Raw genomic sequence first — 24,109 nt, 5'->3', positions numbered from 1 at the left:
TCCGCTCCGCCCGGGCGTCGTGGGGCGGACCGGTCACGGACGGGCGATTGATTCTGACCATCCGTCAGTTGTCCGTGTGCGCCGACGCCTTGGCCCCCTGATGGTGGCCTCCGCCGCCCGGGTGGGGCATGGCGCACCGGTCAGTGGTGTGCGGCCAAGCGCTTCGTCAGCGTGCCGCCCACCACGATCAGGGCCACGCCGAGCCACCACACGTTGTCGTCGAAGATCAGGACGGCGATGCCGATCGGCACCAGCAGCCCGGCCAGGGGTACGAACATCCCGGCGAGGTTCGGCGGCTCGGGGCCGGGCTGACCCGCCTCGCGCAGGGCCCGGGCGCGTGCGACCTCCGGGTACCAGTCGGTGAAGCGCAGGGCCCCGACGATGGCCAGGACCTGGATGATCCATCCGGTCCAGATGTTGTTCGGATTGTGCAGCACCAGGTCGCCGTACGCGCCCGCCGCCGCGGCCACCAGGAACGCCAGCCCCCACACCCCGGTGATGAGGTAGTTCGTCCGCAGGAACGAGGGTTTGTGCCAGTACTCCGGATCGACGCGCTCCCGCGCGTACTGGAGGGTGAACGGCATCCGGATCGCCATGGACCCGAACGCGATCAGGACCAGGGCGATGTTGGACACCTCGCCCGCGTACGTCTCCAGCCACTTGCGCGTGCCCTCGCTCGCGAGCAGGCCGATGAGGGCGAGGATCGCGAAGAAGACCAGGTCGGCGATTTCCAGCAGCTTCCACGAGCTGCCCTTGTTGATCACGCGCCCGGCCGTGACCAGCACGATCGTCGTCGCCAGGGCGAGGACGACCGCGATCTCGAACCTGCCCGGGCCGACGAGGAGCGAAAAGATGATCCAGGGCGCCATGCCGATGACGGGATTCTCCAGGAATCCCGCGATCGCACCGCGGGCCGCGGGGGACCCTTCGGTCTTCACCCTTCCAGAGTGCGCCGTCGTGTCCCCCGGGGCCATTCGGTGGGTGGGGGCGCGGGGAGGCGAGTGGCGGCCCGCGGTTCGCGGCGCGGTGGGCAGAGTGGGGGCATGAATGCCGACGACAGGAACACCCTCGCCCGCGCGCACGTCGCCACCCGGCTTCCGGCTCAGGACCTGGACCGGGCGCGGCGCTTCTACGCCGAGAAGCTCGCCCTGGAGCCCGTCGACGAGCGGCCCGGCGGGCTGCTGTACCGGTGCGGGACGACGGAGTTCGTGCTGTTCGAGTCGACGGGGGCGTCACCCGGCACCTTCACCCAGATGGCCTTGACGGTCGACGACATCGAGGCGGTCGTGGCGGGACTGAGGGGGCGCGGAGTGATCTTCGAAGAGGTGGACGCGCCCGGGTTCCGGACGGAGGACGGGATCGCCGACATCGAGGGGAACTATCCGAGCAAGGGGGCGCGCGGGGAGCGCGCCGCCTGGTTCCGGGACAGCGAGGGCAACCTGCTGGGCATCGGCGAGCCGGTCCTGTGAGCGGCGCACGGGAGGTCGGCGGTCCCGGTCCCGCCCGCGCACGAGCAACTCCCGGGCCTTCTCGCCGGAGCAGCCGCCGAGGCGCACCCCCGCAGACTCCAGCGACGTGACATGGTCACGGGACCTCCCGGAGCCGCGCGCGGCAGGGCTCAAGCGTAGTGGCTGAGGATCACCAGGAGCGCCGTGCCTTCCGCGAGGAGCTGGGTGCCGAGCGCCACCTGCCGCACCCGCAGCGCGGGAGCGGCCAGGGCGACGGCCAACGCTGCGACGGCGAGGCCGGCGCTCCAGACGAACAGCCCCCCGGGCAGCCCCCTGGCGCAGTCGACTCCGTACGTCACACAGCGCGACACCCGAACGGACGACAGGAGCAGCATGACGGCGGCCAGGACCGCCGGGACGAACAAGGCGGCGGACAGCCCTGACCAGAGCCGGGAACGGTCCTTTCGTCCGGCCGCGGGCGCCGGGGGTGTCGCAGGGGGAGCGGTTGCGTTCATGCCTCGATCCAACCCGTTCGGCGGGCACGGCACAGCCGTCCTGGTACTCACCTTCCGGGTGTGCGTCGTACTCAGACCGCGGGTAGCGGACGGCCGGCCGGGCGCCGCACCAACGGGGTCGTCCCTGCGGGAGCCGACCGCCGCCGAGGTCAGCCGCCTCGGCGTTCGCCCTGCTCCCGCATCAGCTCCTCGACGGCGCTCGGGAGGGTCGTCTCGAAGTCGATCATCTTCGCCCACCTCGGGGCGACGACGATCCGGACCATGCCGTCGTAGAGCGACCGGACGTCCGCCTCCCACCGGAGCCGCTGTTCGGGCGTCATCGTGTACGCCCCGTTCGACTGCAGGAACTCCTCCGGGATGCCCTCGACGACGTCCAGTTCGGCCTGTCCGCGGACCAGCAGGATCTTCGGCGGGTGCACTTCGGTGTCGATCGTCAGGGCGACCGCCGGGTTGTCGCGCAGGGCCGCGACCTTCGGCGCGTTCTTCGCTGTGCACATGACGATCTCGGAGCCGTTCCAGAAGAAGCCGATCGGGACGACACGGGGCGTGCCGTCCTTCGCGGCGTACGCGAGGCGGGTCAGGTCGCGGGCCAGGAGCTCCTGACTGACGGGATGGGCCAGGACCTCGGTGATCTCGCTCGGCTGCACGGCCGCACCGCCTTCCACGTCTGATCGCCGATACCACCTCAGCTTAGGAGAAACCGGGTCGTCACGCGGTGCTCGTCATGCGGGCGAACACGACCACGTTGCTGTCGTAGTAGTGCTTCTTCGGGTCGAAGTCCCCGCCGCAGGTGACCAGGCGCAGGCCCGCGTAATCGAGGTTCTTGTAGACGTCGAGGGTGGGGAAATCGGCCTTCGGGTACTCGGCCACGCGCTCCACCGTGAACGTGGCCGTCTTGGCGTCCCGCCGGGTGACCTTGATGGTGTCACCCGCCTTCATCGTCTTCAGCTTCTCGAAAACGGCCGCCGCGCCGTTCCAGGTGACATGGCCGGCGATGACGGCCGGCCCCTGGGAGCCGGGGGTCGGGCCCGGCTCGTACCAGCCCGCGAGCGCCGGGTTCTTCGGGGTCTCCATGCTGCCGTCCGTGTTCTGGCGCAGCGTCTCCAGGGTGCTGGAGAGGCCCAGGGACGGGATGGTGATCTTCTGCGGTTCCGACCGGGCCAGGGCCGGCTCCGCCTGCGCGCCGGCCTTCGGCGGCGCCGTGTGGTGTCCGCCCGCGGAGGCCTCCGCGCCGGGAGGGCTTCCGGCGGCGTTGCCCGCCGGGGCGGGGGGCGGCGCCGCGGAGGACGCCGCGGGGTCCTTGCCCCCGCAAGCGGTCAGCAGCAGCGTGGCGAGGGCGGCGGCGCCCAGGGCGCGGCGCACGGTCCGGGGCGAGGTGCGGCGGGGATTCCTCATGCGGCGGCGCCCTTGGTTTGCGCAACGACCGGGTTTGACGCGATCCGCCGCCGCGCGAGGAACACCACCCCGGCCGCCGCCGCGGACACGGCGAGTGCCGCGCCGGCCGGAATCGTCGCGCTCTGAGGCGCGCCCTGCGGCGTGCCGCCGCCCGTCTCGATGCCGCCGACCGGGATCGAGCCCACCGACGCGCCCATCACCATGCCGCAGTTGGTCGGAGCGGTCGCCTCCTGGGGCAGCTTCGGGTCGAGCTCGCTCTTGCCGGCCCCTTGGACGTCGTACGTGCCGTTGCCGTTGCGGTCGATGCCGTGCTGCACGATGTGCAGGTCCTTGATGTGGTCGACCACGTCCTGCGCGACCGTGATCGTCCGCTTGTACGAGAGCTTGCCCTGCTTGTCGGCGACGGGCATCCGCTCCACCGCGAGCCCGCTGGCCGCCTTGGTGTCCCCGGAGGTGGTCAGCGAGATGTTGATGTCGCCGTAGTCGACGGTGGCCTCGGTGTTGCTGAGGACCCCGTCGCGGTTGGTGTCGTCAGTGGCGTCCGGGCACTTGAAGTCGTGCCCCTTGGTCGAGCCGTGCAGGTGCTGGGCCGACGGCTGCCCGGGCACCATGCCCTCGGACTTGATCTGCACGGTCAGCTGGTTGCCCTTGATGCTCAGCATGGCCGTACCCCGGGAACCGGAATCGTTGAGCTGCGCGAGGTCGATCTGGTACGCCTTTGCGCCCTCCGCGGCGAGGGCCGGGCAGGACAGCCCGAGGGCGAGGCAGACGGCGGCGGGTCCGGCGGTCAGCACCACGAGGCGACCAGTGCGCTTGGCTATCACATTCGCTCCTGTTCCGCGGCCCCTCCCGGGAGGAGGGCCGCAGATCGTACGGGGGTGAAGTGAGCCCCCGGAGAGGGTCTCGCCGCTACTTCGGAGCGCCGGCGCCCCCGGATGGGTGCCTCTTCGAAAAATTTCGCGAAAGTGCGAGGGCCGCCGCGAACGCGGGCCAGGAGTCGGCCGAGGCGTACGCCGTCACCGCGTCCACCACCCGGCCGGACCCAGGTCGAGGCGGACCGGCGGGCGCGGCAGCGTCACGTCCCCCGGCAACCCGGTCCGCAGGACGACCCGTTCGCGGAAACGAGGGGTACTTGCCGTCAGGGGGCGCGGGTTCGCGCCAACTCACTTTGATTCCGCATGAGTTGGCGCCGCACTGATCTATGTTCTGTGGGGTATGCACCAGTTCACCCCCGGAGGTCAGTTTGCAGCACAGGCGACGCTTCCTCGCCTTTCCCCGCGTGTTACGCCGCTCCCACCTGCTCATCGCCCTCGGGCTCGGGTCGCTGCTGATCGGGCTGACGCCCTGGATCGGAGTCACCGGCCCGGCCGCGGCCGGGCGTGCGCCCGCGCCGCGGCCCGCACCCGTCCCCTTCGACCAGCAGACCGCGCGCCAGTCACCCCACCACGGCATCGCGCCCGCCAACGCCATGGAGCCCACGGCCCCCGTCCTCGACCGGACCGGCTGGACGGCAGTGGCCAGTGACGAGGAGACCGGCGGCGAGAACGGCCGCGCCGCCAACGTGCTCGACGGCAACACCGCCACCCTCTGGCACAGCAAGTGGGCCGGTACGCCCACCCCGCTGCCCCACACCCTCACCATCGACATGCACCGCACCGCCGTCGTCTCCGCGCTCGTCTACCTCCCCCGCGCCGACGGATCCAACGGCCGCGTCGGCGAGTACGGCATCAGCGTGAGTACGGACGGACAGGACTGGGCGGCCGCGAACCCCGTGGCCACGGGCACCCTCGCGGACGACGGGAGTGCCAAGACGCTCGGCTTCGCCCCGCAGGGCGCCCGTTTCGTGCGGCTGACCGCGCTCACCGAGGCCGGCGGCCGCGGGCCCTGGACCTCCGCCGCCGAGATCAACCTGCTCGGCGACCCCGGCACCCCCGCCGCCACCGTCGACCTGCCCCGGACGGGCTGGACGGCCACGGCGAGCGACGAGGAGACCACCGGCGAGAACGGCCGCGCGGCCAACGTCCTCGACGGCGACGCCAACACCCTCTGGCACAGCAGGTGGTCGGGCACGCCCGCCCCGCTGCCGCACAGCATCACCATCGACATGCACCGCACCACGGCCGTCTCCGCCCTCGTCTACCACCCGCGCCTGGACTGGAGCAACGGCCGGGCCGGGGCGTACACGATCGCCACCAGCACCGACGGTGCGGCCTTCGCAGCCCCGGTCGCCGCGGGCACCTGGCGCGACGACGACACCGTCAAGACCGCCACGTTCCTGCGCACCGAGACCGCGCGCTACGTACGCCTGACCGTGACCACCGAGGCCGGCGGCCGCGGGCCCTGGACCTCCGCCGGCGAGATACGGCTCAGCGGACCGGCCAGCCCGGCCGTCCACGGCTCCTGGGGGCGGATCACCGGGTTCCCCCTGGTACCCGTCGCCACCGCCGCCCTGCCCGGTGACAAACTGCTCGCCTGGTCCGCGTACGCCGTCGACCGCTTCGGCGGCAGCAACGGCTACACCCAGACCGCGATCCTCGACCTGAAGACCGGCAAGGTCACGCAGCGGCGCATCGACAACACCGGCCACGACATGTTCTGTCCCGGCATAGCCATGCTGGCCGACGGCCGCGTGCTCGTCACCGGCGGGAGCAACGCCGAGAAGGCGAGCATCTACGACCCGGCCACCGACCGGTGGTCCGCCACCGCCGGCATGAACATCGCCCGCGGCTACCAGGCGATGACCCTGCTCTCCACCGGCGAGGCCTTCGTCCTCGGCGGGTCCTGGAGCGGAGCCGCGAACACGGACAAGGCCGGCGAGGCCTGGTCGCCGGACACCCGTACCTGGCGCACTCTCCCCGGGGTCCCGGCCGCTCCGGCGCTGACCGCGGACCCGGCCGGGCCCTACCGGGCCGACAACCACATGTGGCTGTACGCGACGTCGGGCGGCAAAGTACTGCAATTGGGTCCGAGCAAGCAGATGAACTGGATCTCCACCGGCGGCCGGGGCAGCATCACCCCCGCCGGAACCCGGGCCGACAGCCAGGACGCCATGACCGGCAACGCCGTCGCGTACGACATCGGCAAACTGCTCACCCTCGGCGGCTCGCCCGCCTACGAGAAGACCCCGGCCACCCGGCGCGCCTACACCGTCAGCATCCAGGGCGGCGGCCAGGCGGTCCGGGCCGCCCGCACCGGGGACATGGAGCACGCCCGCGCCTTCGGCAACAGCGTCGTCCTCCCCGACGGGAAGGTGGCCGTCTTCGGCGGACAGGCCTATCCGGTGCCCTTCAGCGACGCCACCTCCGTGCTGGCCCCCGAGCTGTGGGACCCGGCGACCGGCACTTTCGCCCCGCTCGCCACCATGGCCATACCGCGCAACTACCACAGCGTGGCCAACCTGCTGCCGGACGGCCGGATCTTCTCGGGCGGCGGAGGGCTGTGCGGCGACTGCGCGACCAACCACGCCGACGGGGCCGTCTTCACCCCGCCGTACCTGCTGAACGCGGACGGATCGCCGAAGCCGCGTCCCGCCATCACCGGGGGCGTGCCCTCCAAGGCGGCCCCCGGCGCCTCGCTCACGGTGAGCACCCAGGGCCCGGTGGCCTCCTTCGTGCTGATGCGGGCCGCGGCCGCCACCCACTCCACGGACAACGACCAGAGGCGGGTCCCGCTGGCCTCCACGGCCAAGGGGACCGGCGCGTACACGGTGTCCGTACCGGCGGACACCGGCGTGGTCCTGCCGGGGAACTACATGCTCTTCGCCCTCGACGCCCAAGGGGTGCCGAGCATCGCGAAGTTCATCACCGTCTCCTGATGCCGTGCGCGGTGTCCGGCGGCCGCCGAGCCGACCGGACACCGCTGCGGGGCGGGCCCGTCCGCTAAGTTGACCACCGATCGGTCCGTTCGCCGCGGGCCGTGCAGCGGTCCTGGGGGACGGGGGAGTTCAGTGGAGTCTTTGCGGCCCGGCGACCTGCCGGAGATCGGCGGGTACCGACTGCTGGCGCGGCTCGGTGAGGGCGGAATGGGCGAGGTGTTCCTGGCCCGGACCCCCTCCGGCCGGCCGCTCGCCCTCAAGACCGTGCACCGCGAGTTGAGCCTGGAGCCGGACTTCGCCGACCGGTTCGCCCGCGAGATACGCACCAACGACCGCGTACGCAGCCCGTGGACGGTCTCGGTGGTGGACTTCAGCCCGCCGGGCGTGCTGCCGCAATGGCTGGCGACGGAGTACGTCGCCGCGCCCTCGCTCGGCGACTGGGTGCGCCGCTACGGGCCGCTGCCGGAACCGGCCCTGTGGTGCCTGGCCCGGGAACTCTCGGCCGCGCTGGTCGCCGTACGGGCGGTGGGAGTCGTACACCGCGACATCAAGCCGGCGAACGTGCTGCTCGGCCCCGAGCGGCCCTTCCTCATCGACTTCGGCATCGCCCGCGCCGTGCGCGACCCCCGCCACACGCAGACGGGCGCCGTCATCGGCACGCCCGGCTTCCTCGCGCCGGAGCAGGCGGTCGGCGCCGTGGCGGAGGCCCCGGCCGACGTGTTCTCGCTGGCCGCGGTCCTCGTGTACGCCGCGACCGGCCGCAGCCCCTTCCTGACGGGCGGCGAGGAGCTCTCGCTGCCGGCCCTGCTGTACCGGATCGTGCACGACGAGCCCGTGCTGGACGGGGTACCGCAGTCGTTGCTCGCGCTGGTACGGGAGTGCCTGGCCAAGGAACCGGCCGGACGTCCGACGGCCGAGGAGGTACGGGCACGGCTCGGCGCGGCGCAGGACGGGGACTGGAGCGCGGCGGCGCCGCCGGCCCTGGTGGCGGAGGCCGGCCGCCGGCACACCGAGCTCCGGGGGCTGCTGAGCGCATCGCACCCTTCGGGCGGAGCGCCGGCGGGGACCGGGACCGTGCCGAGTGCGCCGCCGACGCCGCCGCCGTTCGCCCCGGTTCCTCCGGGGAGCGCGCCCGGAGCCGGGGGTGGCACCGGGACCGGATGGAGCTCCCCGAGGAGCCTGGCCATCGGCGGGGTCGTCTGCGCCGCCGTGCTGGCAACCGTGCTGTTGAAGGGTGGTGGCGACGGTCACGCGGGCGGGTCCGCCGGTGCGCCCCCGGCGTCCGGGTCGTCGTCCTCCCCGGCGGCGACCGCCGTCTCCTCGCCCGGTGCCCCGTCCGCCGGCTCCCTGCCGCAGACCTGGGCCGGCACGTGGTCCGGAGTGGGGCCCGGGACGCCGGACGCCGACGGGATCACCCGGGCGAGGACCGGTGACTTCTCGGTCACGGTCACGCTGAACGCCGCGGCTCCGGGCGAGATCGCCGGCAAGCAGGTCAGCGACGTCAAGGAGGTCTCCTCCGGGCGTGACCTGGGCTGCACCGAGGCGCTCAAACTCCAGCAGATCAAGGGGAACACGGCGGTCTTCGCGGCGGTGACCAGCCATCCGACCGACCGCGCCGCCTCGTTCGACTGCCCCCAGGGCAACCTCTACGTGCTGACGATGGATTCCGCGGACCGGCTGACGCTCGAATCCGAGGGTGCCCAGTCGGCCGGAGCCCCGGCGGCCCTGACCCGCAACCGCTGAATCCGGTCGCTCGTTGCGCCGGGCGCCTCAGGGCGCCAGGAACCCGACGAGGGCCGCCGCCACCGCTTCCGGGTCTTCCAGCTGGGGGTAGTGCCCGACGGCCGGCGGCCCCGTCAGCTCCACGACGTGGGCGTCCGGCATGCGGACCCGGATCCGTGCCAGTACGTGGGCGCCGCTGATCGGGTCGGCAGGTCCCCACACGAACAGCGCGGGCCCTGCGAAGTCCTCCAGTGCACGGACCCACCGCGCCTCGTGCACACGGCGCTCGTCGATGTAGCGCAGCAGGCGCGGGGCGAGGCGGTGGCCGTCGGCGCGGGAGGCGGACACCCACAGATCGTGCAGGTCCCCGTCATGGGGAGGCCGGCCCAGCACGGTGCGCAGGGTCGCAGCGAAGCGGCGCTCCGTGGTGAACGGCGCCAACAGCGGGCCGAGGGGGCCGTGCAGCAGGCGCTGGATGGGCACGGGGCGGTGCAGATCGGGGTAGAGGCCGCCGTTCAGCCAGGCCATGTGGGTGATCCGGGCCGGGTCGCGGGCCAGCAGCTCCTGACCGACGCTCACTCCGTAGTCGTGCGCGACCAGGGCCGTGGATCCGATTCCGTGCCGCCGCCAGACCTCCTCGACGAGCGAGGCCTGGTCGAGCACCGCATAGCGGTGGCGCCGGGGCTTGTCGCTCTCGCCGAAACCGAGCAGGTCGAGCGTGGTGACCCGGAGCCCGGCCGCGGCGAGCACCGGCACCACGGCCGCCCAGTCGTGCGAGGAGGTCGGGAACCCGTGGACGAGGGTGACGGGCGGACCGGGCGGAGGCCCGTCCTGGCGTACGAAGACGCGGTGCCCGCCGATCAGCGAGGTGGTGCCGCCTTCGGTCCAACTGCGCAGCGGTGGCAGGGCGCGTGTGCCGCTCATGCGCGGGCCTCCTCGGAGTGCCGGTGGTCCAGCCCGTACAGCAGGGTCCGCAGGCCGAACTCGAACTCCGCTTCGGGGTCGAGTGAGTTGAGGAGCTCGGCGTGGCGGTGGACGGACGGATGGGTGAGCGGGGAGAGGGAACCGAACAACTCGGCCATCGCGGCGCGCTGTCCGGCGGTCCGGGCGGCGCCGCCGGAGTCGAGCACGGCGGCGCCGATCACGAAGTGGGTGACCGTGAGGTAGACGTGGACGGCCGACCGCGGACTCCACCCGTGGGAGAGGAGCTGGCCGAGGGCGTGCTCACGGGCCCGCAGGGCGTTGGGGCCGAGCAATTGCCCGGAGGTCAGCAGCGGGACGACCGCCGGGTGCGCCGCGAGGACCCGCCGGAACTCCAGCGCCCCGCGCTCCAGCCCGGCCCGCCAGTCTCCGCGCAGTTCGGGCAGCCGGATCTCGCCGAGCATGTGGTCGACGGTCTCGATCAGGAGCTCCTCCCGGCTCGCGACGTGCCGGTACAAGGAGGTGTGCCGGACCTGGAGGCGTTCTCCGAGCCGGCGCATGGTGAGCGCCTCCAGGCCCTCCTGGTCGGCCAGTTCGAGCGCGCCCGCGGTGATCCGGTCGAGCGTCAGCCCGCCCTGGCGCGGCCTGCGCCGGTCGCGTTCGGCGTACCGGGCCTGCCACCAGGCGGGTGATCCGGCGTGGGCGGAGGCCGGCTCGGTTTCGTGCTGGAGCGTCATGGGTGGCGGAGCCTACTCGAACAGGTCGGGTTCCGTGCGGACGATCTCGTCCCACAGGGGCTGGAAGGAGAACCAGCCCGCGAGCGGGAACCCGGTCTGGTCCCTGGTGTACCGGGCGGACTCGGGGTCGATCAGGTGCGGGGTGCCCGCGGCCTCGGCCAGCAGCTGCGCCTGGGCGCTGCGCTCCATGGAGATGAACCACCAGGCCGCCTCGTCGACCGATCCGCCGACCGTGAAGATGCCGTGGTTCTGATGGATGACGGCCTTGTGCGGCCCCAGCCCCGCCGCGAGCCGTCGGCCCGCCTCCTCCTCGACCACCACGGCGCCGGCGCCGTCCCGGTGCACGGCGTGCCGTTCGTACACGGCGCACGCGTCCTGCGTGATCGGGTCCAGCGGGCGCCCGAGGCTGGAGAAGGCCTTTCCGTGGACGGCGTGTGCGTGGCAGGCGGCGATCACGTCGGGGCGGGCAGCGTGGATCGCGGAGTGGATCACGAACCCCGCCCGGTTGACGGGCCGCCTGCCGTGACGGACCTGTCCTTCGTGGTCGACGAGGATCAGGTCGCTGACGCGGACGTGCCGGAAGGACATGCCGAAGGGATTGACCCAGAACATGTCGGTGTACTCCGGGTCCCGCACGGTGATGTGTCCCGCGACCCCTTCGGAGAAGCCGAGGCGACCGAAGACGCGGCAGGCCCCGGCGAGCCGCTGCTTGCGGTGCTCGCGCTCCTGCGCGGGGTCGGTGAACGCCGGGGGCAGGGGCAGTTCGAGGTTCTCCTGACGCGGAACGAAGGCGCTGGCGCGCCACCCGCTCCCGCCGTCCCCCGCGCCGGCGTCCGGGTCCGTCTCGTGGTGCCCGTGGGTGCCCGTCGTACGGTTCATGCCCCGCCTCCCTCGTTTATGCGTCCACTGGACGCATATCTTGCGTCCAGTGGACGCATCGCGCAAGACCCGGGCCTGCGGTCAGGGGGTGCCCTGGCTCGGGCGTGCAAGATCATCGGGTGCAGAATGACCTGTATGTCGATGACAAACATGCCGAAACCGGCGACGATTGACGATGCGTCACTGATAGGCCGCACCCTGGCCCGCGCGTTCGACGACGACCCGATGATGGGCTGGTTCTTCCCTGGCGGGGCCGACGGCACCGGCACCGCCGCCGCCGACGGGCCCGACGGACCCGGGGCGGCCGCGCGCGAGGAGCGGCTGGGCCGGTACTTCAGGACGATCTTCACCCGGCAGTACGCGCACCACGGCGTCTGCGAGTACACCCAAGCCGCAGCCGCCTTCTGGGTGCCGCCGGGCGCTCAGGACAAGGCCGTTCCCGACGCCGCGACCATCGAGGAGCTCTCGCAGATCCTCGGCGACCGGGCTCCGCTGTTCCGGCAGGCCGCGGAGGCGGCCGCCGGGGAGGGACCCCCGGAGCCGCACTGGTACCTGGCCGTGATCGGCGCGGACCCGGCCGCCCAGGGGCAGGGCCACGGAGCCGCCCTGCTGCGCTCGGGCCTCGCCAAGGCCGACGAGACCGGCCTGCCCGTGTACCTGGAGTCCTCCAAGCCGGCCAACCTCCCCTTCTACGAGCACTTCGGCTTCACGGTGCTCGGCGAGGTCCGGCTCCCGGGCGGCGGCCCGGCCCTGTGGCCGATGCGCCGCGCGCCGGGCGGCGGCCCCCCGGCCGGGGTCTGAGCGCATTCACGACGGGAGGCGCCGCCGGCCCGCGAGCGGCGCCTCCCCGCAGCCGCCCTCAGCCGGTCGGGCGCTGCGCGGCGCTTGCCACCCCTGAACTCCGGCCGCTCAGCGCGGCATCCAGGGTCTCCTGGGCCATGCGCATCGCTCCGGCGTACTTCGGCTCGGACATCCGCTCCCAGGCCCGCTCCGGTGCGACGTCCTCGACCCGGCTCATCACCCACCAGATGTTGCCGAACGGATCCCGCACCCGGCCGCCGCGATCCCCCCAGGCGCTGTCGGCCGCCTCGGTGATCACCTGCGCCCCGTGGCGGACCGCGGCCGCCAAGGCGGCGTCCGCATCCGCGACGTAGACCCGCAGCAGCGAGGGCATCGCCGGCCAGTCGGGCCGGCGGTCGAAGGCCAGCACCACCGTGTCGACGGCGCGGATCTCGCCGTGGCCGATGGTGCCGTCCTCCACCGCCACCCGTGCGAGTTCTTCGCCGCCGAACGCGGCGGTGATGAAGTCGAGAAGTGCGCCGGTGTCGTCTGTGACCACCCACGGCGCAACGCTGGTGTAGCCCTCGGGCGCAGTGTGGCTCATCGGTCTCATCCCCTCGTCCTGTTCTTCGCGATATGACGACCCTAGGGATCAACTAGGACAGTTGCGGTCCTAGATCCACCGCGGGTCATTGCCCACCTCAGTTCTTCATAACTTGAACTTTCGCGCCGGTACCAATCGTGCTGAAAAGGCGGGCTAATCGCCGAATTGCGCCGAAGCGGAGCGTGATGGCAACGTTGCCATCACGTTAATAGTTCACTTCTTGACGGGGATGTCGGTGCCGAGTTGACTGCGTCTACCTCGGCCGAAAGGACACGGCCTGCTCAGGGAGGTTTACGTCGTGAACACGCATCTCGCCCGGGTCGTCGTAGCGGTCACCGCTACCGCGGCATCCGTCTCGCTGGCCGCCTGCGGCAGTACGGAGGGCGCGGACGCGGGATCCGGCGGCTCGGCCAAGAACGAGGCCATCAAAGTCGGCCTCCTGCTCCCGGAAGACCAGACGGCGCGCTACGAGAAGTTCGACAAGCCGCTGATCGAGAAGGAAGTCGCCAAGTTCACGCGCAATAAGGGCCAAGTGGTCTATGCCAATGCCAAGCAGGATGCGGCAGCCCAGAACGCCCAGGTCGATGACATGATCGCCCGTAAGGTGAATGTGATCATCATCGATGCGGTGGACGCGAAGGCCATTGCCGGCGCGGTCAAGAAAGCCAAAGACGCCGGCATTCCGGTCATTGCCTACGACCGTCTCGCCGAAGGCCCGATCGACGCCTACACCTCCTTCGACAACGAAGACGTGGGCAAGGTCCAGGCCAAGGCCCTGCTGGAGGCACTGGGCGACAAGGCCGGATCGGGCCAGATCGTCATGATGAACGGCTCGCTCACCGACCCGAACGCCAAGGGCTTCAAGTCCGGCGCGCACTCCGTCCTCGACGGCAAGGTGACGATCGGCAAGGAGTACGACACCCTCGGCTGGAAGCCGGAGAACGCCAACGCCAACATGACGGCCGCGCTCTCCGCACTCGGCAAGGGAAAGATCATCGGGGTCTACTCCGCCAACGACGGCATGGCGGGCGGCATCATCAGCGCCCTCAAGGCCGCCGGAGTCTCCTCGCTGCCGCCGGTCACCGGCCAGGACGCGGAACTCGCCGGTGTGCAGCGCATCGTCACGGGCGAGCAGTACATGACCGTCTACAAGAGCTACGCCCCCGAGGCCGCGGCCGCCGCGGAGATGGCCGTCTCCCTCGCCCAGGGCGAGAAGATCGACGGAATCATCAACCAGGTCGTCGACAGCCCGACCGTCAAGGGCGTGCCGTCCGTGCTCGTCCCCGGCATCGCGCTGACGAAGAACAACATCAGGTCGACGGTGGTCTACGACGGCGTCTACACCATCGCCGAGATCTGCACCGAGAGGTACAAGGCCGCCTGCGACGAGATAGGCCTGAAGTAGGCAGGAGCGGGGCGAGGCGGACCGGTCCGGCCGGCCCGAACCGGCCCGCCGGTCAGGGCCCTGCGGACTCCAGACGTACGCGGAACACCGCCCCGCCACCCGGCCCGGTCTCCAGTTCCAGCACGCCGCCGTGGGCTTGGACGAGGGCGGAGGCGATCGCCAGGCCGAGCCCCGCCCCGCCACCCGCCTGCCGGCTCCGCGAGGCGTCCACCCGGTAGAACCTCTCGAAGACCCGGGCCGCCTGCTCCGGCGTGAGACCCGGTCCGCGGTCGGCCACCTCGATCACCGCGTGGCCGCCCGCACCGCCCACCCCGATGCGTACGGGCGAGCCCGCCGGGGTGTGGGCGACCGCGTTGCCGACCAGGTTGGCGATCACCTGGCGCAGCCGCGCCTCGTCGCCGCACACCTGCGCCGGCCCGGGAAGGCCGGCGCCGCCCGGACCGGTCAGCCGCACCTCGCGCGCCGGGTCCAGAGCCCGGATGTCGTGCAGCGCGTCCACCGCCAGGGTGCGCAGGTCCATCGGGGCCAGCTCCAGCGGGCGCTGCTCGTCCATCCGGACCAGGGTCAGCAGGTCCTCCACCAGGCCGCCGAGCCGTACCGCCTCGTTCTCGATCCGGGCCATGGTCCGCTTCACGTCCGCCTCGTCGGCGAGGGCGCCCATCCGGTACAGCTCCGCGAAGCCGCGGATGCCGGCCAGCGGCGTACGGAGCTCATGACTCGCATCGGCGACGAAGCGCCGCATCTGCTCCTCCGACGCGGCGCGGACCGCGAACGCCGACTCGATCTGCGCGAGCATGCCGTTGAGCGCGCTGGTCAGCCGGCCCGTCTCGGTACGCGGCGAGGCGTCCGGCATCCGGTGCGAGAGCGGACGCCCGGCCGAGATCTCCGCCGCGGTCTCCTCGATCCGCCGCAGCGGGCGCAGCCCGGCCCGTACCGCGAACCAGCCGGCGGCGGCCAGCAGCAGCGACACCACGACGCCGATGAGCTCGAAGGCGGTGGCCAGGTGGTCGAGGGTGGAGGACACGTCGTCCAGCGGGGCCGCGACCACCACTCCGGCGGGCAGCGCCGGATCCCCGCTGCCCACCGGCACGATCAGCACCCACCAGGTGCCCTCCCCGTGGTCGCTCGGCACCTCGAACGCCTGCCCGAGCCTGTTCCGCAGCTGCGCCCCGTCCATCACCGGCCACAGCGGGCGCGGATCCCCGGCCGCCACGGGCTCCCGGAACTGGTCGGTCACCCGGCCGTCCGCGTCGGCGAACGCCACCACGTACTGGCTCGGCAGCCAGGCCCGCCCCGGCCCGCCGCCCGACCGGCCGAGGTGCGGCTGCGGGGTGCCCTCGGCACGGACCCGGTACGCCACCGAGTCCCCGTACCGTTCGAGCTGCTGGTCCACCCGCCCCACCAGCTGCGCGCGCACCGATCCGAGGACGACGGTGTCGCTGACGGCCAGCCCGAGCGCGACCAGGGCGATCGAGAGCAGCACCAGCCGCGAGCGCAGTGACAGGGCCGAGAGCCGCAGCCCCGCCATGTCAGCTCTGCGGGCGGCGCAGGACGTACCCGATGCCGCGCACGGTGTGGATGAGCTTGACGGCGCCGTCCGCGCCCGAGTCCACCTTGCGGCGCACGTACGAGATGTACGACTCGACGATGCTGAGGTCGCCGCCGAAGTCGTACGCCCACACGTGTTCGAGGATCTGCATCTTGGAGACGACGCGATCGGCGTGGGTCATCAGGTAGGCGAGCAGTTTGAACTCGGTGGGGGAGAGGGAGACGGGCCGGCCGCCGCGCAGGACCTGGTGGCCCACCGGGTCCAGTTCGAGGTCGCCCGCGACCAGGCGGCCCTCGCCCGTCGGGCCGCCGGTACGGCGCAGGATCGCGCGGATCCGGGCGATCAGCTCCTCCAGGCTGAACGGCTTGGTGACGTAGTCGTCGCCGCCGGCCGTGAGCCCGCCGATCTTGTCGTCGACGCCGTCCTTCGCGGTGAGGAAGAGCACCGGCAGGTGGTCGGCCCCGGATCCGCTGCCGGCCGCCTCGCGCAGGCGGCGTACGACGGCGAACCCGCTGATGTCGGGCAGCATCACGTCGAGCACCACCAGGTCGGGCCGCTCCTCGGCGACGGCGGCCAGGGCGTCGGCGCCGTTCGCCGCCGAGGTGACCCGGAAGCCGACGAACCGCAGCGAGGCGGACAGCAGTTCCCGGATGTTCGGCTCGTCGTCGACGACGAGCAGGCTCGCCTCGGGCGTGCCCGTGTCCCTGTCCAAGGGGCGATTCTCCCTCTCGCGCTAGCCCCGGCCGCCGCCTCCGCCTGCGAAGCCTCCCGCGACGCCCTGGGCGACGGTCGTCGCGGCGAGATCGCCGGCGGGGTTCTGGCTGCCGCGCACGGTGACGGTCTGACCCGGCTGGAGGTCGGACACCTTGCCGCTCTTGGCCTGGGTGATCTGGGTGTTGGTGTCGGTGGTGACTTTGACGACGTCGCCCTGGGCGTCGGTGACGTAGAGGGTGGTGCCGTCGACGAGCTTCACCGTACCGGTGGTCACGCCGGCCCCGCCGCCCGGGCCGCCCGTCGCTCCGCCGAAGCCCTGGCGGGCGCCGCCCTGGCCCGCTCCGGTGCGGCCCGCTCCGGTGGCTCCCTGCCCCTGGCCGGCGCCCCCGGCGCCGCTCGGGGCGCCGCCCGTACGGGTCTGGCCGCCGGCCCCGGCCGCGAAGTTCCGGCCTCCCGAACCGGCCCCGGGCGAGCCCTGGAGGTGGCTCTTCTCGACCAGCGCGCCCCCGGTGAACGCGAGCCCCGCCACCACCCCGCCCGAGAGCAGCAGCGTCAGCCAGGGCTGCCGGGGCCGGGGCGGAGCGGCGAGCTCCGCGGAGATGTCCCGGGTGTCCGGCGGCTCGGAGAGGATCCCCTCGGGATCGGCGCCCGGGCCCCGTGCCGAGGGGGCCTGTGCCGTCGGCTCCTGTGCCACCGGGTGTTCGGCGACCGCGTGTTCCACGATCAGTTCCTCCGGGAAGCGGTCCTCCCCGTTCGCCGATGCCGTGAACACCTCGGCGAACGGCGTGAACGGTGCCCCGCCCGCCTCGGGCTGCGGCTTCTCCAGTTCGGTGCGGCGTCGTGCCATGTCAGCTTCTCCCTGTTCCCGCGTGTGCCGGCTCACTCGTGCCGCAGCGCTTCGATGGGCCGCAGGCTCGCGGCCCGATTGGCCGGGTAGCCGCCGAAGAACAGCCCGATCACCACGGCGATGGCGAAGGCGCCGACGACCGACTCCGGTATGACGACCGGCTTGATGCCGACGATGGTGAAGTGCGAGCCGATCAGCCCGGCCGCCATCCCCAGCCCGCCGCCGATCAGCGAGAGCAGGGTCGACTCGGCGAGGAACTGGCCGAGGATGACTGACCGGGGCGCCCCGATCGCCTTGCGGATGCCGATCTCGCGGGTCCGTTCCGTCACCGTGACCAGCATGATGTTGGTGATCCCGATCCCGCCGACCAGCAAGGAGATCGCGGCGACCGCGCCCAGCAGCACCGTGAACGTCTTGTTCGTCGACGCCTGCGTGGTCAGCAGCGATTCCTGGCTGGAGACCCGGAAGTCGAGGGCGGCCGGGTCCTTGATGCCGTGCCGCCCCATCAGGACGGTGGTGATCTCGCTCTGCGCCCCGGCCGTCGCGTCGGCGGAGGTGGCTTCGACGAGGATCTGGCCGACAGAGCCGAAGCCGGTGAAGGCGTTCTGCACGGTGGGCAGCGGCGCGACCACCACGTCGTCCGGGTCCTGGAACCCGGTGCCGCCCTTGGCCGCGAGCACCCCGACCACGGTGAACGGCGTGCCGCCGAGCACCATCTTCTTCCCGACCGGGTCGGCGGTGCCGAACAGGTCGGCGGCGGTCGTCGAGCCGATGACGGCGACCTTCCGGGACGCCAGTACGTCGTCGTTGCCGAAGTAGTCGCCCTTGGCCACCTTGCTGTTGGAGGCCTTGAAGTACGCCGGGTAGGTGCCGAGGACCTGACCGACCGTGTGCGAGGTGCCCTCGTAGAGCGCGGTCTGCGCAGTGGTGACCTCAGGCGCCACCGACTCGACGTGCGGGGCCGCCGAGGGGTCGGCGAGCGCCCGCGCGTCCTCGACGGTCAGCGGCTTCGTGCCGGCTGCGGAGGCGGATCCGGAGCGCGCGCCGCCGAATCCGCTGCCGGAGGAGACGGTCAGGGCGTTGGTGCCGAGCTTCTCGATGGAGTCCTTCACCGCCTGCGAGGAGCCGTTGCCCACGGCGAGCAGCAGGATCACCGCCGCGACGCCGATCAGCACGCCCAGCATCGTCAGCGCGGAGCGCACCTTGTTCGCCGCGAGGCCGCCGAAGGCGAAGCGCAGCGTCTGGAACGGGTTCACCGCGGGCCCCCGGCGACAGCGGGGGCGGGCTCGCGCATCGCGGGCGGCGGGCCGCCGACGGGCGCCTGCCGGACGTCCTCGACGATCTGCCCGTCCACCAGGCGCAGTACACGCTTGGCGTGCCGGGCCACCTCGTCCTCGTGGGTGATCAGTACGACGGTGCGGCCGGACGCGTTGAGCCGGTCCACGAGGGCCAGGACATCCTCGGTGCTGCGGCTGTCCAGGTTCCCGGTCGGCTCGTCGGCGAGCAGCATCGCGGGCGCGGTCACGAGCGCACGCGCCACCGCCACGCGCTGCTGCTGGCCGCCGGAGAGTTCGACCGGCCGGTGGTCCAGCCGGTCGGCGAGGCCCACCAGGGTCAGCGCGGCCACCGCGCGCCGGCGCCGCTCGGCGGCCCTCACCCCCGCGTACGCCAGTGGCAGTTCCACCTGCGCGACGGCGCTCGTGCGGGGGACCAGGTTGAAGGACTGGAAGACGAAGCCGATCTTGCGGTTGCGGACCAGCGAGAGCTGGTGCTCGTCCAGGCCGCCCACGTCGATCCCGTCGAGCAGGTAGCGGCCGGACGTGGGCACGTCCAGGCAGCCGAGGATGTTCATCAGGGTCGACTTGCCCGAACCCGAGCTGCCCATGACGGCAACGAAGTCGCCTTGTTCCACGAGGAGTTCGACACCGGGTTGGCGGCCCGTGGCGGGATCGCGCGGCCCGCCGAGCGCCCGTACGGCGGCGTCGCCGTGCCCGTACGTCTTGAGCAGCGCACGCACCTCGATCACCGGCGGCGTCATCCGCGGCCACCCCCGCCCCCGCCGGTGCGGAAACCGCCGCCGCCGGCCGTGCCGCGACTGCGGGCGCCGCCCGCCCCGGCCCCGCCGGGGAAGGCCCCGCCCGGGAACCCGCCGCTGCCGGTCGAGGACACCGCGGCCAGCTGCACCTGCTGGCCCTCGGTCAGCCCGCTGAGGATCTGGTCGGTGCTGTCGCCTTCGAGGCCGACGGTGACCGGCGTCCGTACGACGGTGCCGTCCGCCTTGACGACGGTGACGCTGCGGTTCGCGCCGGTCCCGGACACGGCGGCGGTCGGTACCGAGAGGGCGCCGGAGGCCTCGCCGATGACCACCTGGATGGAGGCGCTGAGCCCGCTGCGCAGATCGTCGGTGGGGCTCGTGACGGTGAGGGTGGCCGCGTACTGCACGGCGCTCCCGCCGCCGGAGTTGCCGCCGCCGGAGGAGGAGCCGCTGCTGGTGGGCAGCGAACTGACCGACAGGACCTGTGCGTTGAGGACCCTGCCGGTCATCGCGTTGAGCGTGACCGTGGCCGGCTGCCCGGGCTTCAGTTTCAGGGCGTCGGCCTCCGAGAAGTTCGCCGTCACCTGCATGCCGGACGGGTTGGTGAGGACCACGAACCCGGAGAGGGAGGCCGAGGAAGCGGCGCCGCCGCTCGAACCGCCGTTGCCGCTCCCCGTAGCGCCGTTGCCGTTCGTACCCGAGACCGTGTCGCCCGGCTTCGCCGAGACGGAGGCGACCGTCCCGGCGGCCGGAGCCTTCAGTTCGGTCCCGTCGACGGCGCGCTGCGCGGAGTCCACCGCGTTCTGAGCCTGGGTGAGCTGGGAGCGGGCCTGAGCCAGCTGCGCCGGGTCCACGGTCGGTGTCGGTGTGGGCGCGGCGCCGCCCTTCGACGGCGAAGAGCCGCTGTTCGACGCCGAAACCACCTGCCCGGCCTCGGCCTTGGTGACGTTGGCCTCGGCCGCGGTCAGTGCGGCGCGGGCCTGGGCGAGCGTCTCTTTCGCGGCGGTCGCGTCGACCTTGCCGAGCAACTGCCCCTTGGTGACCTTGTCCCCCGGCTTGACGTCCACCTCGGTGAGCCGCCCGCCGGTGGTGAAGTTCACGCCGGCGTCGCTCGGCGAGCTCAGCGAGCCCGAGCCGGACACCGTCGCGAGGACGGTGCCCTTGGCGACCGCGACGGTCCGCGCGCCGCCGCGCGCCGGACCCTCGCCGCCACCGGTCACCGCCGCGTACGCGCCGCCGGCGCCCGCGAGGACCGCCACTGCGAGCACCGAGTTGATCAGGACGGCCCTGCGCCGCCGTGGGAGCACCTTCATGGGGCCGGATCCTCGCCGCCCGCACTTTGGAGGGTCTGGGAGCTTCCTGGGAGTTCCCTGGGAACGTCACGCCCGGCCGAAGCGGGCATAGCGCTCCATACGGCCCGTACGGTGCGGGCGCGGCCCGGCTCCGGGCCGCGGGAGCGCGCGCACTGTCAGGAAACTCCCAGCGGACGCCCCGCTCCTCCCCATCTCCGTGCGGTTCAGTCACGGTCGCCGACGCGCCCACGCCGCCGGCGGCCCGACGCCCCGAGGAGACAACGGACATGTCCTGGACCACGCCCCGGCCGACTGCCGCGCTGTCCGCCGTGGCCCTCGCGGCGTGCGGGCTGCTGCTCGCGGGCTGCTCCTCCGGGGCGGGCGCCGTCCGCACGGCGGCCCCTGCCTCCCCCTCCGCCCCGGCGTCTTCGGACGCCAAGGCCATGGACGCGTACCGCCAGTGCCTGGCCCAGCACGGCGTCACGATGGCGCCGCGCCCGACCGGCAGCCGGGGACCCGGTGGGGGCGGGGGCGGTGGCGGTGACTGGAGCGGTGCGTCCGGCGGACCGGGCCGGAGGGCGTCGCCCGACCCGCAGCGCAGCGGGGCGGCGCAGGCCTGCGCGGACCTGCGCCCGCAGTTCAACGGGCGAGGCGGCGGCCCCGGCGGCGGTGACGGCAGCGCCATGAAGGCGTTCACGAGCTGCCTCAAGGACCACGGTGTGGTGCTGCCCTCGGCTTCCCCGAACGCGCCGGGTACGAGGGGATTCCCCGGCCTCCCCACCTCCGACCCGCAGTCGGCGCAGGCCTTCGAGACCTGCAAGGCCCTGCTGCCGCAACGCGGCCGGAACACCCCCGCGCCGGGCGTGAGCCCGGCCGCCTCGGCACTCTGACCCGGGTCCGGGACCGGCCCGCCCCGTCCTCACCGGCTCCAGGCCGGGATACTGCGGGTATGGAATTCGCCGTCTTCGTGACGCTGCCCGGGCTGGTCGTCGTACTGACCGTCCTGGCCTTCGCCGACCAGCTGCTGCTCCGTGCCGGGCGGGCCGGAGTGCTGCCGTGGCGCAACAGCGTTCGCCAGGGCCAGGTGTCGGCGACCGGGTTCGAGCAGCTGCACGCCAGCTTCTCGCCCGGGAAGCAGAACGAGCTCAAGGAGCGGCAGTCGGCCCTGGTGCTGCGGGACGACGAGGAGGACGGCGCGCCGCCGAACCGTACGAGCGTGGATCTGGAGTCCGGAGTCGCGGTCGTACGGATGCCGCGGGCCGTGCGGTAGGACGCGGCGGGCCGGCGGCCACACGCTCGTCCGTGTGGCCGCCGGCCCGGTCACCCCGTCAGGGGCGGACGCTCGGGTCAGCCGTTGCGGTGGTGGCGGCGGCCGTCCCAGGAGTCGGAGTCCAGGACGTTGCCGCGGTTGTCGCGCAGGGTCGCGCTGTCGCGCACGTCCCACACCTGCTGGCGGCGGTCCTGGTAGACGTCGTGGCGGGTGTCGCGGCCCTGACCGGTGTGGACCTTGACGCTGGAACGGCCGTCCAGGCGGAAGTCCTTGAACTGGTAGCGGTTGCCCTGCCGGTCGGTGAGGGTGAAGCCGCGCAGGTTGACGCTGTTGCGGCCGGTGTTCTTCACCTCGACCCACTCCCCGTTCAGGGCGCGGGCGGAGCGGTCGTTGCGACCGGGGCTGTCGTACTGGACGTCGCCGATGACGATCGAGGACTTCGCGCCCCGGTGGTCGCGCCCGTGGTTGTCGGCGGCGGCCGCCGGCAGGGCGGCGGCGCCGACCAGGGCGCCTGCGGCCAGGAACGCGGAGAGGACCCGGCGGGTGGCGAGAGAAGCAGACATGGAGATGACCCCTTCAACAGACAGCGGCCCTCCCCGGCCGTGACGGCGCGGGTGGGCTCCGAACAGTTCCCGGCGTGCTGCCGAGGAGGCACACTCTGGCCCCCAACCACCAACAAAAGCCACTAACGCGGGGCGTGTTGCCCAATGCAGACATACCCGTGACTCTTGCTTGTAGCGGACATCTGTCAAGGCGGTGCTGACGCCGACGGCGGGAGCGCGTGGAGCAATCCGTGGGGGGACTGGAGACGGGCCCTTCCTGCGCCGGCGTCCGCCGGACACGGCGCTCTTGCACCCCTGAGCCGAACGGGTTCATGGTTTGTAACGGGTGTTCGGCGGGGTGTCGGAGCGCGGGGCGGGTTGACGGCCCGGGCAGGGCCCGGCGCCGTCCGCCCGGTTTCCGCGTGAGCGCTACGCGGGCTCCCACAGCTCGATGCGGTTGCCCTCGGGGTCCGTGACCCAGCCGAACCGGCCGACGCCGTCCATGGCCTGCGTTTCCCCGGCCACGTCCGCGCCCTTGGCCCGCAATTGCGCGAGCATCGCGTCCAGGTCGCGGACCCGGAAATTGAGCATGGTCCGCTGGTCGCGGGAGCCGAAGTAGTCGGTCCCGGCCTCGAACGTCGCGAACACCGTCGGCCCGGCCCCCTGCTGCCAGAGCCCGTGCTCATCGGCATCCAGGCCCAGACAGTCGCGATACCAGGCGCTCAGGGCCACCGGATCGGCCGCCCGCATGAAGTACCCGCCGATTCCCGTCACACGTTCCATGCCGCCATCCTCGCAGGACGGCCCGAGATCGTGTCGTGGCGGGCGGCCGCCACTCCCGTCAGGGGAGCAGTACGCAGTGGTTCTCGATCACCCTGCCGCCGCGGTCCAGTCCACCGCAGACGGCCAGCCGCGGGTACGCCCGGAACTCGCGGTTGACGACGAACCGGGCCTGCGACACGTTGGCCCTGCTGTTGTTGTAGTCGCCGACGAAGGCCCGCAGCGTCCCCGGCAGCCCGTCCCTGGTCGTGACGGTGATGTCCTGGACGAAGTCACGCCCCTGGTGCGCCGTGGCCACGCAGATGTACTTGCCGCAGGTGGCCTTGACCTCGGCGCTCGCCGGCGCCGCGGTCACCAGCGCCATGGCGGAGGCCGCGGTGAGGGCCGCCGCGACCGTGGCCATCCGCCGCCCCGCGGGCGTCGCCGATCGAATCGTCTTCCGGGATGCGAAGTGCATGGGATCCCCTCCGGGCCGCGCCTGCCGACTGCATGACGTGTTCACCGTGTCACGTTCGGTTGCGCCGTCGCATGCGGCAATGGTGAACATGCGGTGAGGAGGCTGAGGATCCGCGGATAAGGTATCCGCCTGCCTCCGTCGGCGGACCCATCCCGCGGGGTGGGTCGCCGCGGCCGCGCTCGCGGGCGTGATCGCGCTCAACGCCGCCCAGGGCCCGGCCGGCACCGGTGCTTCCGGCGGCAGCGCCACCCCCGTCGAGGCGCCCGTCGTCTCCACAGGGACGGGCAGCTCCGAACAGCTCGCCGCCACCGTCGGACAGATCGTCGCGGCCGCCGCCAAGACCGGCCTGCCGGAACCGGGGCCCGGCCAGTACGTCTCCGTGCCAGGAGGCCTTCGAGGAGAT

General features: G+C 72.6%; 25 protein-coding genes. 7 read left to right on the top strand and 18 right to left on the bottom strand.

All coding sequences use genetic code 11. The features are described 5' to 3' along the window. Positions 1–140: 140 nt before the first annotated feature. Positions 141–938 (bottom strand): hypothetical protein, encoded by a 798-nt coding sequence (locus AB0M92_RS17450; RefSeq protein WP_366103041.1) that lies wholly within the window; start codon positions 936–938, stop codon positions 141–143. Between the two features lie 105 nt (positions 939–1,043). On the opposite strand from AB0M92_RS17450, the gene AB0M92_RS17445 reads away from it, so the two are divergent. Beyond that, complete coding sequence (locus AB0M92_RS17445; RefSeq protein WP_366103039.1) at positions 1,044–1,469, top strand: VOC family protein; 426 nt, start codon at positions 1,044–1,046, stop codon at positions 1,467–1,469. A gap of 149 nt (positions 1,470–1,618) precedes the next feature. On the opposite strand, the gene AB0M92_RS17440 is transcribed toward AB0M92_RS17445, so the two are convergent. From AB0M92_RS17440 to AB0M92_RS17425, 4 genes are all read right to left on the bottom strand, one after another. Next, a complete protein-coding gene (locus AB0M92_RS17440; protein ID WP_366103037.1) occupies positions 1,619–1,963 on the bottom strand; it encodes a hypothetical protein in 345 nt (114 codons plus the stop codon). Between the two features lie 149 nt (positions 1,964–2,112). Beyond that, positions 2,113–2,610 (bottom strand): pyridoxamine 5'-phosphate oxidase family protein, encoded by a 498-nt coding sequence (locus AB0M92_RS17435; RefSeq protein WP_366103036.1) that lies wholly within the window; start codon positions 2,608–2,610, stop codon positions 2,113–2,115. Positions 2,611–2,671: 61 nt separating this feature from the next. Further along, positions 2,672–3,358 (bottom strand): class F sortase, encoded by a 687-nt coding sequence (locus AB0M92_RS17430; RefSeq protein ID WP_366103035.1) that lies wholly within the window; start codon positions 3,356–3,358, stop codon positions 2,672–2,674. Next, on the bottom strand, positions 3,355–4,182 hold the full coding sequence (locus AB0M92_RS17425; RefSeq protein ID WP_366103034.1) for a hypothetical protein: 828 nt from the start codon (positions 4,180–4,182) through the stop codon (positions 3,355–3,357). Before AB0M92_RS17425 ends, AB0M92_RS17430 begins: the two co-directional genes overlap by 4 nt. Positions 4,183–4,637: 455 nt before the next feature. On the opposite strand from AB0M92_RS17425, the gene AB0M92_RS17420 reads away from it, so the two are divergent. Next, positions 4,638–7,172, top strand: coding sequence for a discoidin domain-containing protein (locus AB0M92_RS17420; RefSeq protein WP_366103033.1), 2,535 nt, complete (start codon positions 4,638–4,640; stop codon positions 7,170–7,172). 132 nt (positions 7,173–7,304) lie between these two features. Then, positions 7,305–8,915 carry a serine/threonine-protein kinase gene (locus tag AB0M92_RS17415; protein ID WP_366103032.1) on the top strand — a complete coding sequence of 537 codons (1,611 nt, stop codon included), beginning with the start codon at positions 7,305–7,307 and terminating at the stop codon, positions 8,913–8,915. A 27-nt stretch (positions 8,916–8,942) separates the two neighbouring features. On the opposite strand, the gene AB0M92_RS17410 is transcribed toward AB0M92_RS17415, so the two are convergent. The 3 genes from AB0M92_RS17410 to AB0M92_RS17400 are packed head-to-tail and all read right to left on the bottom strand — an operon-like array spanning position 8,943 to position 11,431. After that, complete coding sequence (locus AB0M92_RS17410) at positions 8,943–9,818, bottom strand: alpha/beta hydrolase (protein WP_366103031.1); 876 nt, start codon at positions 9,816–9,818, stop codon at positions 8,943–8,945. Beyond that, a complete protein-coding gene (locus AB0M92_RS17405; protein ID WP_366103029.1) occupies positions 9,815–10,552 on the bottom strand; it encodes a TetR/AcrR family transcriptional regulator in 738 nt (245 codons plus the stop codon). The genes AB0M92_RS17410 and AB0M92_RS17405 overlap by 4 nt, the downstream gene beginning before the upstream one ends. A 12-nt stretch (positions 10,553–10,564) precedes the next feature. After that, positions 10,565–11,431, bottom strand: coding sequence for a class II aldolase/adducin family protein (locus AB0M92_RS17400; protein ID WP_366103028.1), 867 nt, complete (start codon positions 11,429–11,431; stop codon positions 10,565–10,567). A gap of 135 nt (positions 11,432–11,566) precedes the next feature. On the opposite strand from AB0M92_RS17400, the gene AB0M92_RS17395 reads away from it, so the two are divergent. Then, positions 11,567–12,232 (top strand): GNAT family N-acetyltransferase, encoded by a 666-nt coding sequence (locus AB0M92_RS17395; RefSeq protein ID WP_366103027.1) that lies wholly within the window; start codon positions 11,567–11,569, stop codon positions 12,230–12,232. Between the two features lie 58 nt (positions 12,233–12,290). Here AB0M92_RS17395 and AB0M92_RS17390 read toward each other — a convergent pair whose 3' ends face one another. Next, entirely contained in the window at positions 12,291–12,815 is a 525-nt protein-coding gene (locus AB0M92_RS17390; protein WP_366103026.1) for a VOC family protein, read from the bottom strand. Between the two features lie 298 nt (positions 12,816–13,113). Between AB0M92_RS17390 and AB0M92_RS17385 the strand changes: the two genes are divergently transcribed. Continuing rightward, complete coding sequence (locus AB0M92_RS17385; protein ID WP_366103025.1) at positions 13,114–14,220, top strand: substrate-binding domain-containing protein; 1,107 nt, start codon at positions 13,114–13,116, stop codon at positions 14,218–14,220. Positions 14,221–14,272: 52 nt separating this feature from the next. Here AB0M92_RS17385 and AB0M92_RS17380 read toward each other — a convergent pair whose 3' ends face one another. Genes AB0M92_RS17380 through AB0M92_RS17355 form a run of 6 tightly spaced genes read right to left on the bottom strand, consistent with a single transcriptional unit; the run spans position 14,273 to position 20,678 of the window. Then, positions 14,273–15,748: a HAMP domain-containing sensor histidine kinase gene (locus AB0M92_RS17380; protein WP_366103023.1), complete on the bottom strand. Its 1,476-nt coding sequence runs from the start codon at positions 15,746–15,748 to the stop codon at positions 14,273–14,275. 1 nt (position 15,749) lies between these two features. Then, positions 15,750–16,481 (bottom strand): response regulator transcription factor, encoded by a 732-nt coding sequence (locus tag AB0M92_RS17375; protein ID WP_366103022.1) that lies wholly within the window; start codon positions 16,479–16,481, stop codon positions 15,750–15,752. Between the two features lie 21 nt (positions 16,482–16,502). Further along, on the bottom strand, positions 16,503–17,330 hold the full coding sequence (locus AB0M92_RS17370; protein WP_366103021.1) for a DUF5666 domain-containing protein: 828 nt from the start codon (positions 17,328–17,330) through the stop codon (positions 16,503–16,505). Between the two features lie 32 nt (positions 17,331–17,362). Further along, positions 17,363–18,586, bottom strand: a complete 1,224-nt coding sequence (locus tag AB0M92_RS17365) for an ABC transporter permease (protein ID WP_366103019.1) — start codon at positions 18,584–18,586, stop codon at positions 17,363–17,365. Beyond that, complete coding sequence (locus AB0M92_RS17360; protein ID WP_366103018.1) at positions 18,583–19,368, bottom strand: ABC transporter ATP-binding protein; 786 nt, start codon at positions 19,366–19,368, stop codon at positions 18,583–18,585. The genes AB0M92_RS17365 and AB0M92_RS17360 overlap by 4 nt, the downstream gene beginning before the upstream one ends. Continuing rightward, complete coding sequence (locus AB0M92_RS17355) at positions 19,365–20,678, bottom strand: HlyD family efflux transporter periplasmic adaptor subunit (protein WP_366103017.1); 1,314 nt, start codon at positions 20,676–20,678, stop codon at positions 19,365–19,367. The genes AB0M92_RS17360 and AB0M92_RS17355 overlap by 4 nt, the downstream gene beginning before the upstream one ends. 266 nt (positions 20,679–20,944) lie before the next feature. Between AB0M92_RS17355 and AB0M92_RS17350 the strand changes: the two genes are divergently transcribed. Both AB0M92_RS17350 and AB0M92_RS17345 read left to right on the top strand, forming a co-directional pair. Continuing rightward, positions 20,945–21,547, top strand: coding sequence for a hypothetical protein (locus AB0M92_RS17350; RefSeq protein ID WP_366103016.1), 603 nt, complete (start codon positions 20,945–20,947; stop codon positions 21,545–21,547). A gap of 59 nt (positions 21,548–21,606) precedes the next feature. Further along, entirely contained in the window at positions 21,607–21,927 is a 321-nt protein-coding gene (locus AB0M92_RS17345) for a DUF6191 domain-containing protein (protein ID WP_366103015.1), read from the top strand. 77 nt (positions 21,928–22,004) lie between these two features. Here the strand turns inward: AB0M92_RS17345 and AB0M92_RS17340 are convergent, their stop codons facing one another. The 3 genes from AB0M92_RS17340 to AB0M92_RS17330 all read right to left on the bottom strand — a co-directional run bounded on the left by AB0M92_RS17340 (position 22,005) and on the right by AB0M92_RS17330 (position 23,706). Then, entirely contained in the window at positions 22,005–22,490 is a 486-nt protein-coding gene (locus AB0M92_RS17340) for a lamin tail domain-containing protein (protein WP_366103014.1), read from the bottom strand. Between the two features lie 408 nt (positions 22,491–22,898). Continuing rightward, complete coding sequence (locus tag AB0M92_RS17335) at positions 22,899–23,252, bottom strand: VOC family protein (protein ID WP_366103013.1); 354 nt, start codon at positions 23,250–23,252, stop codon at positions 22,899–22,901. A gap of 58 nt (positions 23,253–23,310) precedes the next feature. Beyond that, positions 23,311–23,706, bottom strand: a complete 396-nt coding sequence (locus AB0M92_RS17330; protein WP_366103012.1) for a hypothetical protein — start codon at positions 23,704–23,706, stop codon at positions 23,311–23,313. Between the last annotated feature and the right edge of the window lie 403 nt (positions 23,707–24,109).

The organism is Streptomyces sp. NPDC051582 (genome assembly GCF_040681715.1).
Classification (GTDB): Bacteria; Actinomycetota; Actinomycetes; order Streptomycetales; family Streptomycetaceae; genus Streptomyces.
The sequence above is the reverse complement of the archived record's forward strand: the minus strand, read 5'-3'. Positions and strand labels throughout refer to the sequence as shown.

What these genes read in the sequence shown, in the direction of transcription:
- AB0M92_RS17445 (WP_366103039.1), top strand. Translation starts at nt 1,044, where the DNA reads ATGAATGCCGACGACAGGAACACCCTCGCCCGCGCGCACGTCGCCACC.
- AB0M92_RS17440 (WP_366103037.1), bottom strand. Translation starts at nt 1,963, where the DNA reads ATGAACGCAACCGCTCCCCCTGCGACACCCCCGGCGCCCGCGGCCGGA.
- AB0M92_RS17430 (WP_366103035.1), bottom strand. Translation starts at nt 3,358, where the DNA reads ATGAGGAATCCCCGCCGCACCTCGCCCCGGACCGTGCGCCGCGCCCTG.
- AB0M92_RS17410 (WP_366103031.1), bottom strand. Translation starts at nt 9,818, where the DNA reads ATGAGCGGCACACGCGCCCTGCCACCGCTGCGCAGTTGGACCGAAGGC.
- AB0M92_RS17405 (WP_366103029.1), bottom strand. Translation starts at nt 10,552, where the DNA reads ATGACGCTCCAGCACGAAACCGAGCCGGCCTCCGCCCACGCCGGATCA.
- AB0M92_RS17400 (WP_366103028.1), bottom strand. Translation starts at nt 11,431, where the DNA reads ATGAACCGTACGACGGGCACCCACGGGCACCACGAGACGGACCCGGAC.
- AB0M92_RS17395 (WP_366103027.1), top strand. Translation starts at nt 11,567, where the DNA reads ATGTCGATGACAAACATGCCGAAACCGGCGACGATTGACGATGCGTCA.
- AB0M92_RS17390 (WP_366103026.1), bottom strand. Translation starts at nt 12,815, where the DNA reads ATGAGCCACACTGCGCCCGAGGGCTACACCAGCGTTGCGCCGTGGGTG.
- AB0M92_RS17380 (WP_366103023.1), bottom strand. Translation starts at nt 15,748, where the DNA reads ATGGCGGGGCTGCGGCTCTCGGCCCTGTCACTGCGCTCGCGGCTGGTG.
- AB0M92_RS17370 (WP_366103021.1), bottom strand. Translation starts at nt 17,330, where the DNA reads ATGGCACGACGCCGCACCGAACTGGAGAAGCCGCAGCCCGAGGCGGGC.
- AB0M92_RS17360 (WP_366103018.1), bottom strand. Translation starts at nt 19,368, where the DNA reads ATGACGCCGCCGGTGATCGAGGTGCGTGCGCTGCTCAAGACGTACGGG.
- AB0M92_RS17355 (WP_366103017.1), bottom strand. Translation starts at nt 20,678, where the DNA reads ATGAAGGTGCTCCCACGGCGGCGCAGGGCCGTCCTGATCAACTCGGTG.
- AB0M92_RS17350 (WP_366103016.1), top strand. Translation starts at nt 20,945, where the DNA reads ATGTCCTGGACCACGCCCCGGCCGACTGCCGCGCTGTCCGCCGTGGCC.
- AB0M92_RS17345 (WP_366103015.1), top strand. Translation starts at nt 21,607, where the DNA reads ATGGAATTCGCCGTCTTCGTGACGCTGCCCGGGCTGGTCGTCGTACTG.
- AB0M92_RS17340 (WP_366103014.1), bottom strand. Translation starts at nt 22,490, where the DNA reads ATGTCTGCTTCTCTCGCCACCCGCCGGGTCCTCTCCGCGTTCCTGGCC.
- AB0M92_RS17335 (WP_366103013.1), bottom strand. Translation starts at nt 23,252, where the DNA reads ATGGAACGTGTGACGGGAATCGGCGGGTACTTCATGCGGGCGGCCGAT.
- AB0M92_RS17330 (WP_366103012.1), bottom strand. Translation starts at nt 23,706, where the DNA reads ATGCACTTCGCATCCCGGAAGACGATTCGATCGGCGACGCCCGCGGGG.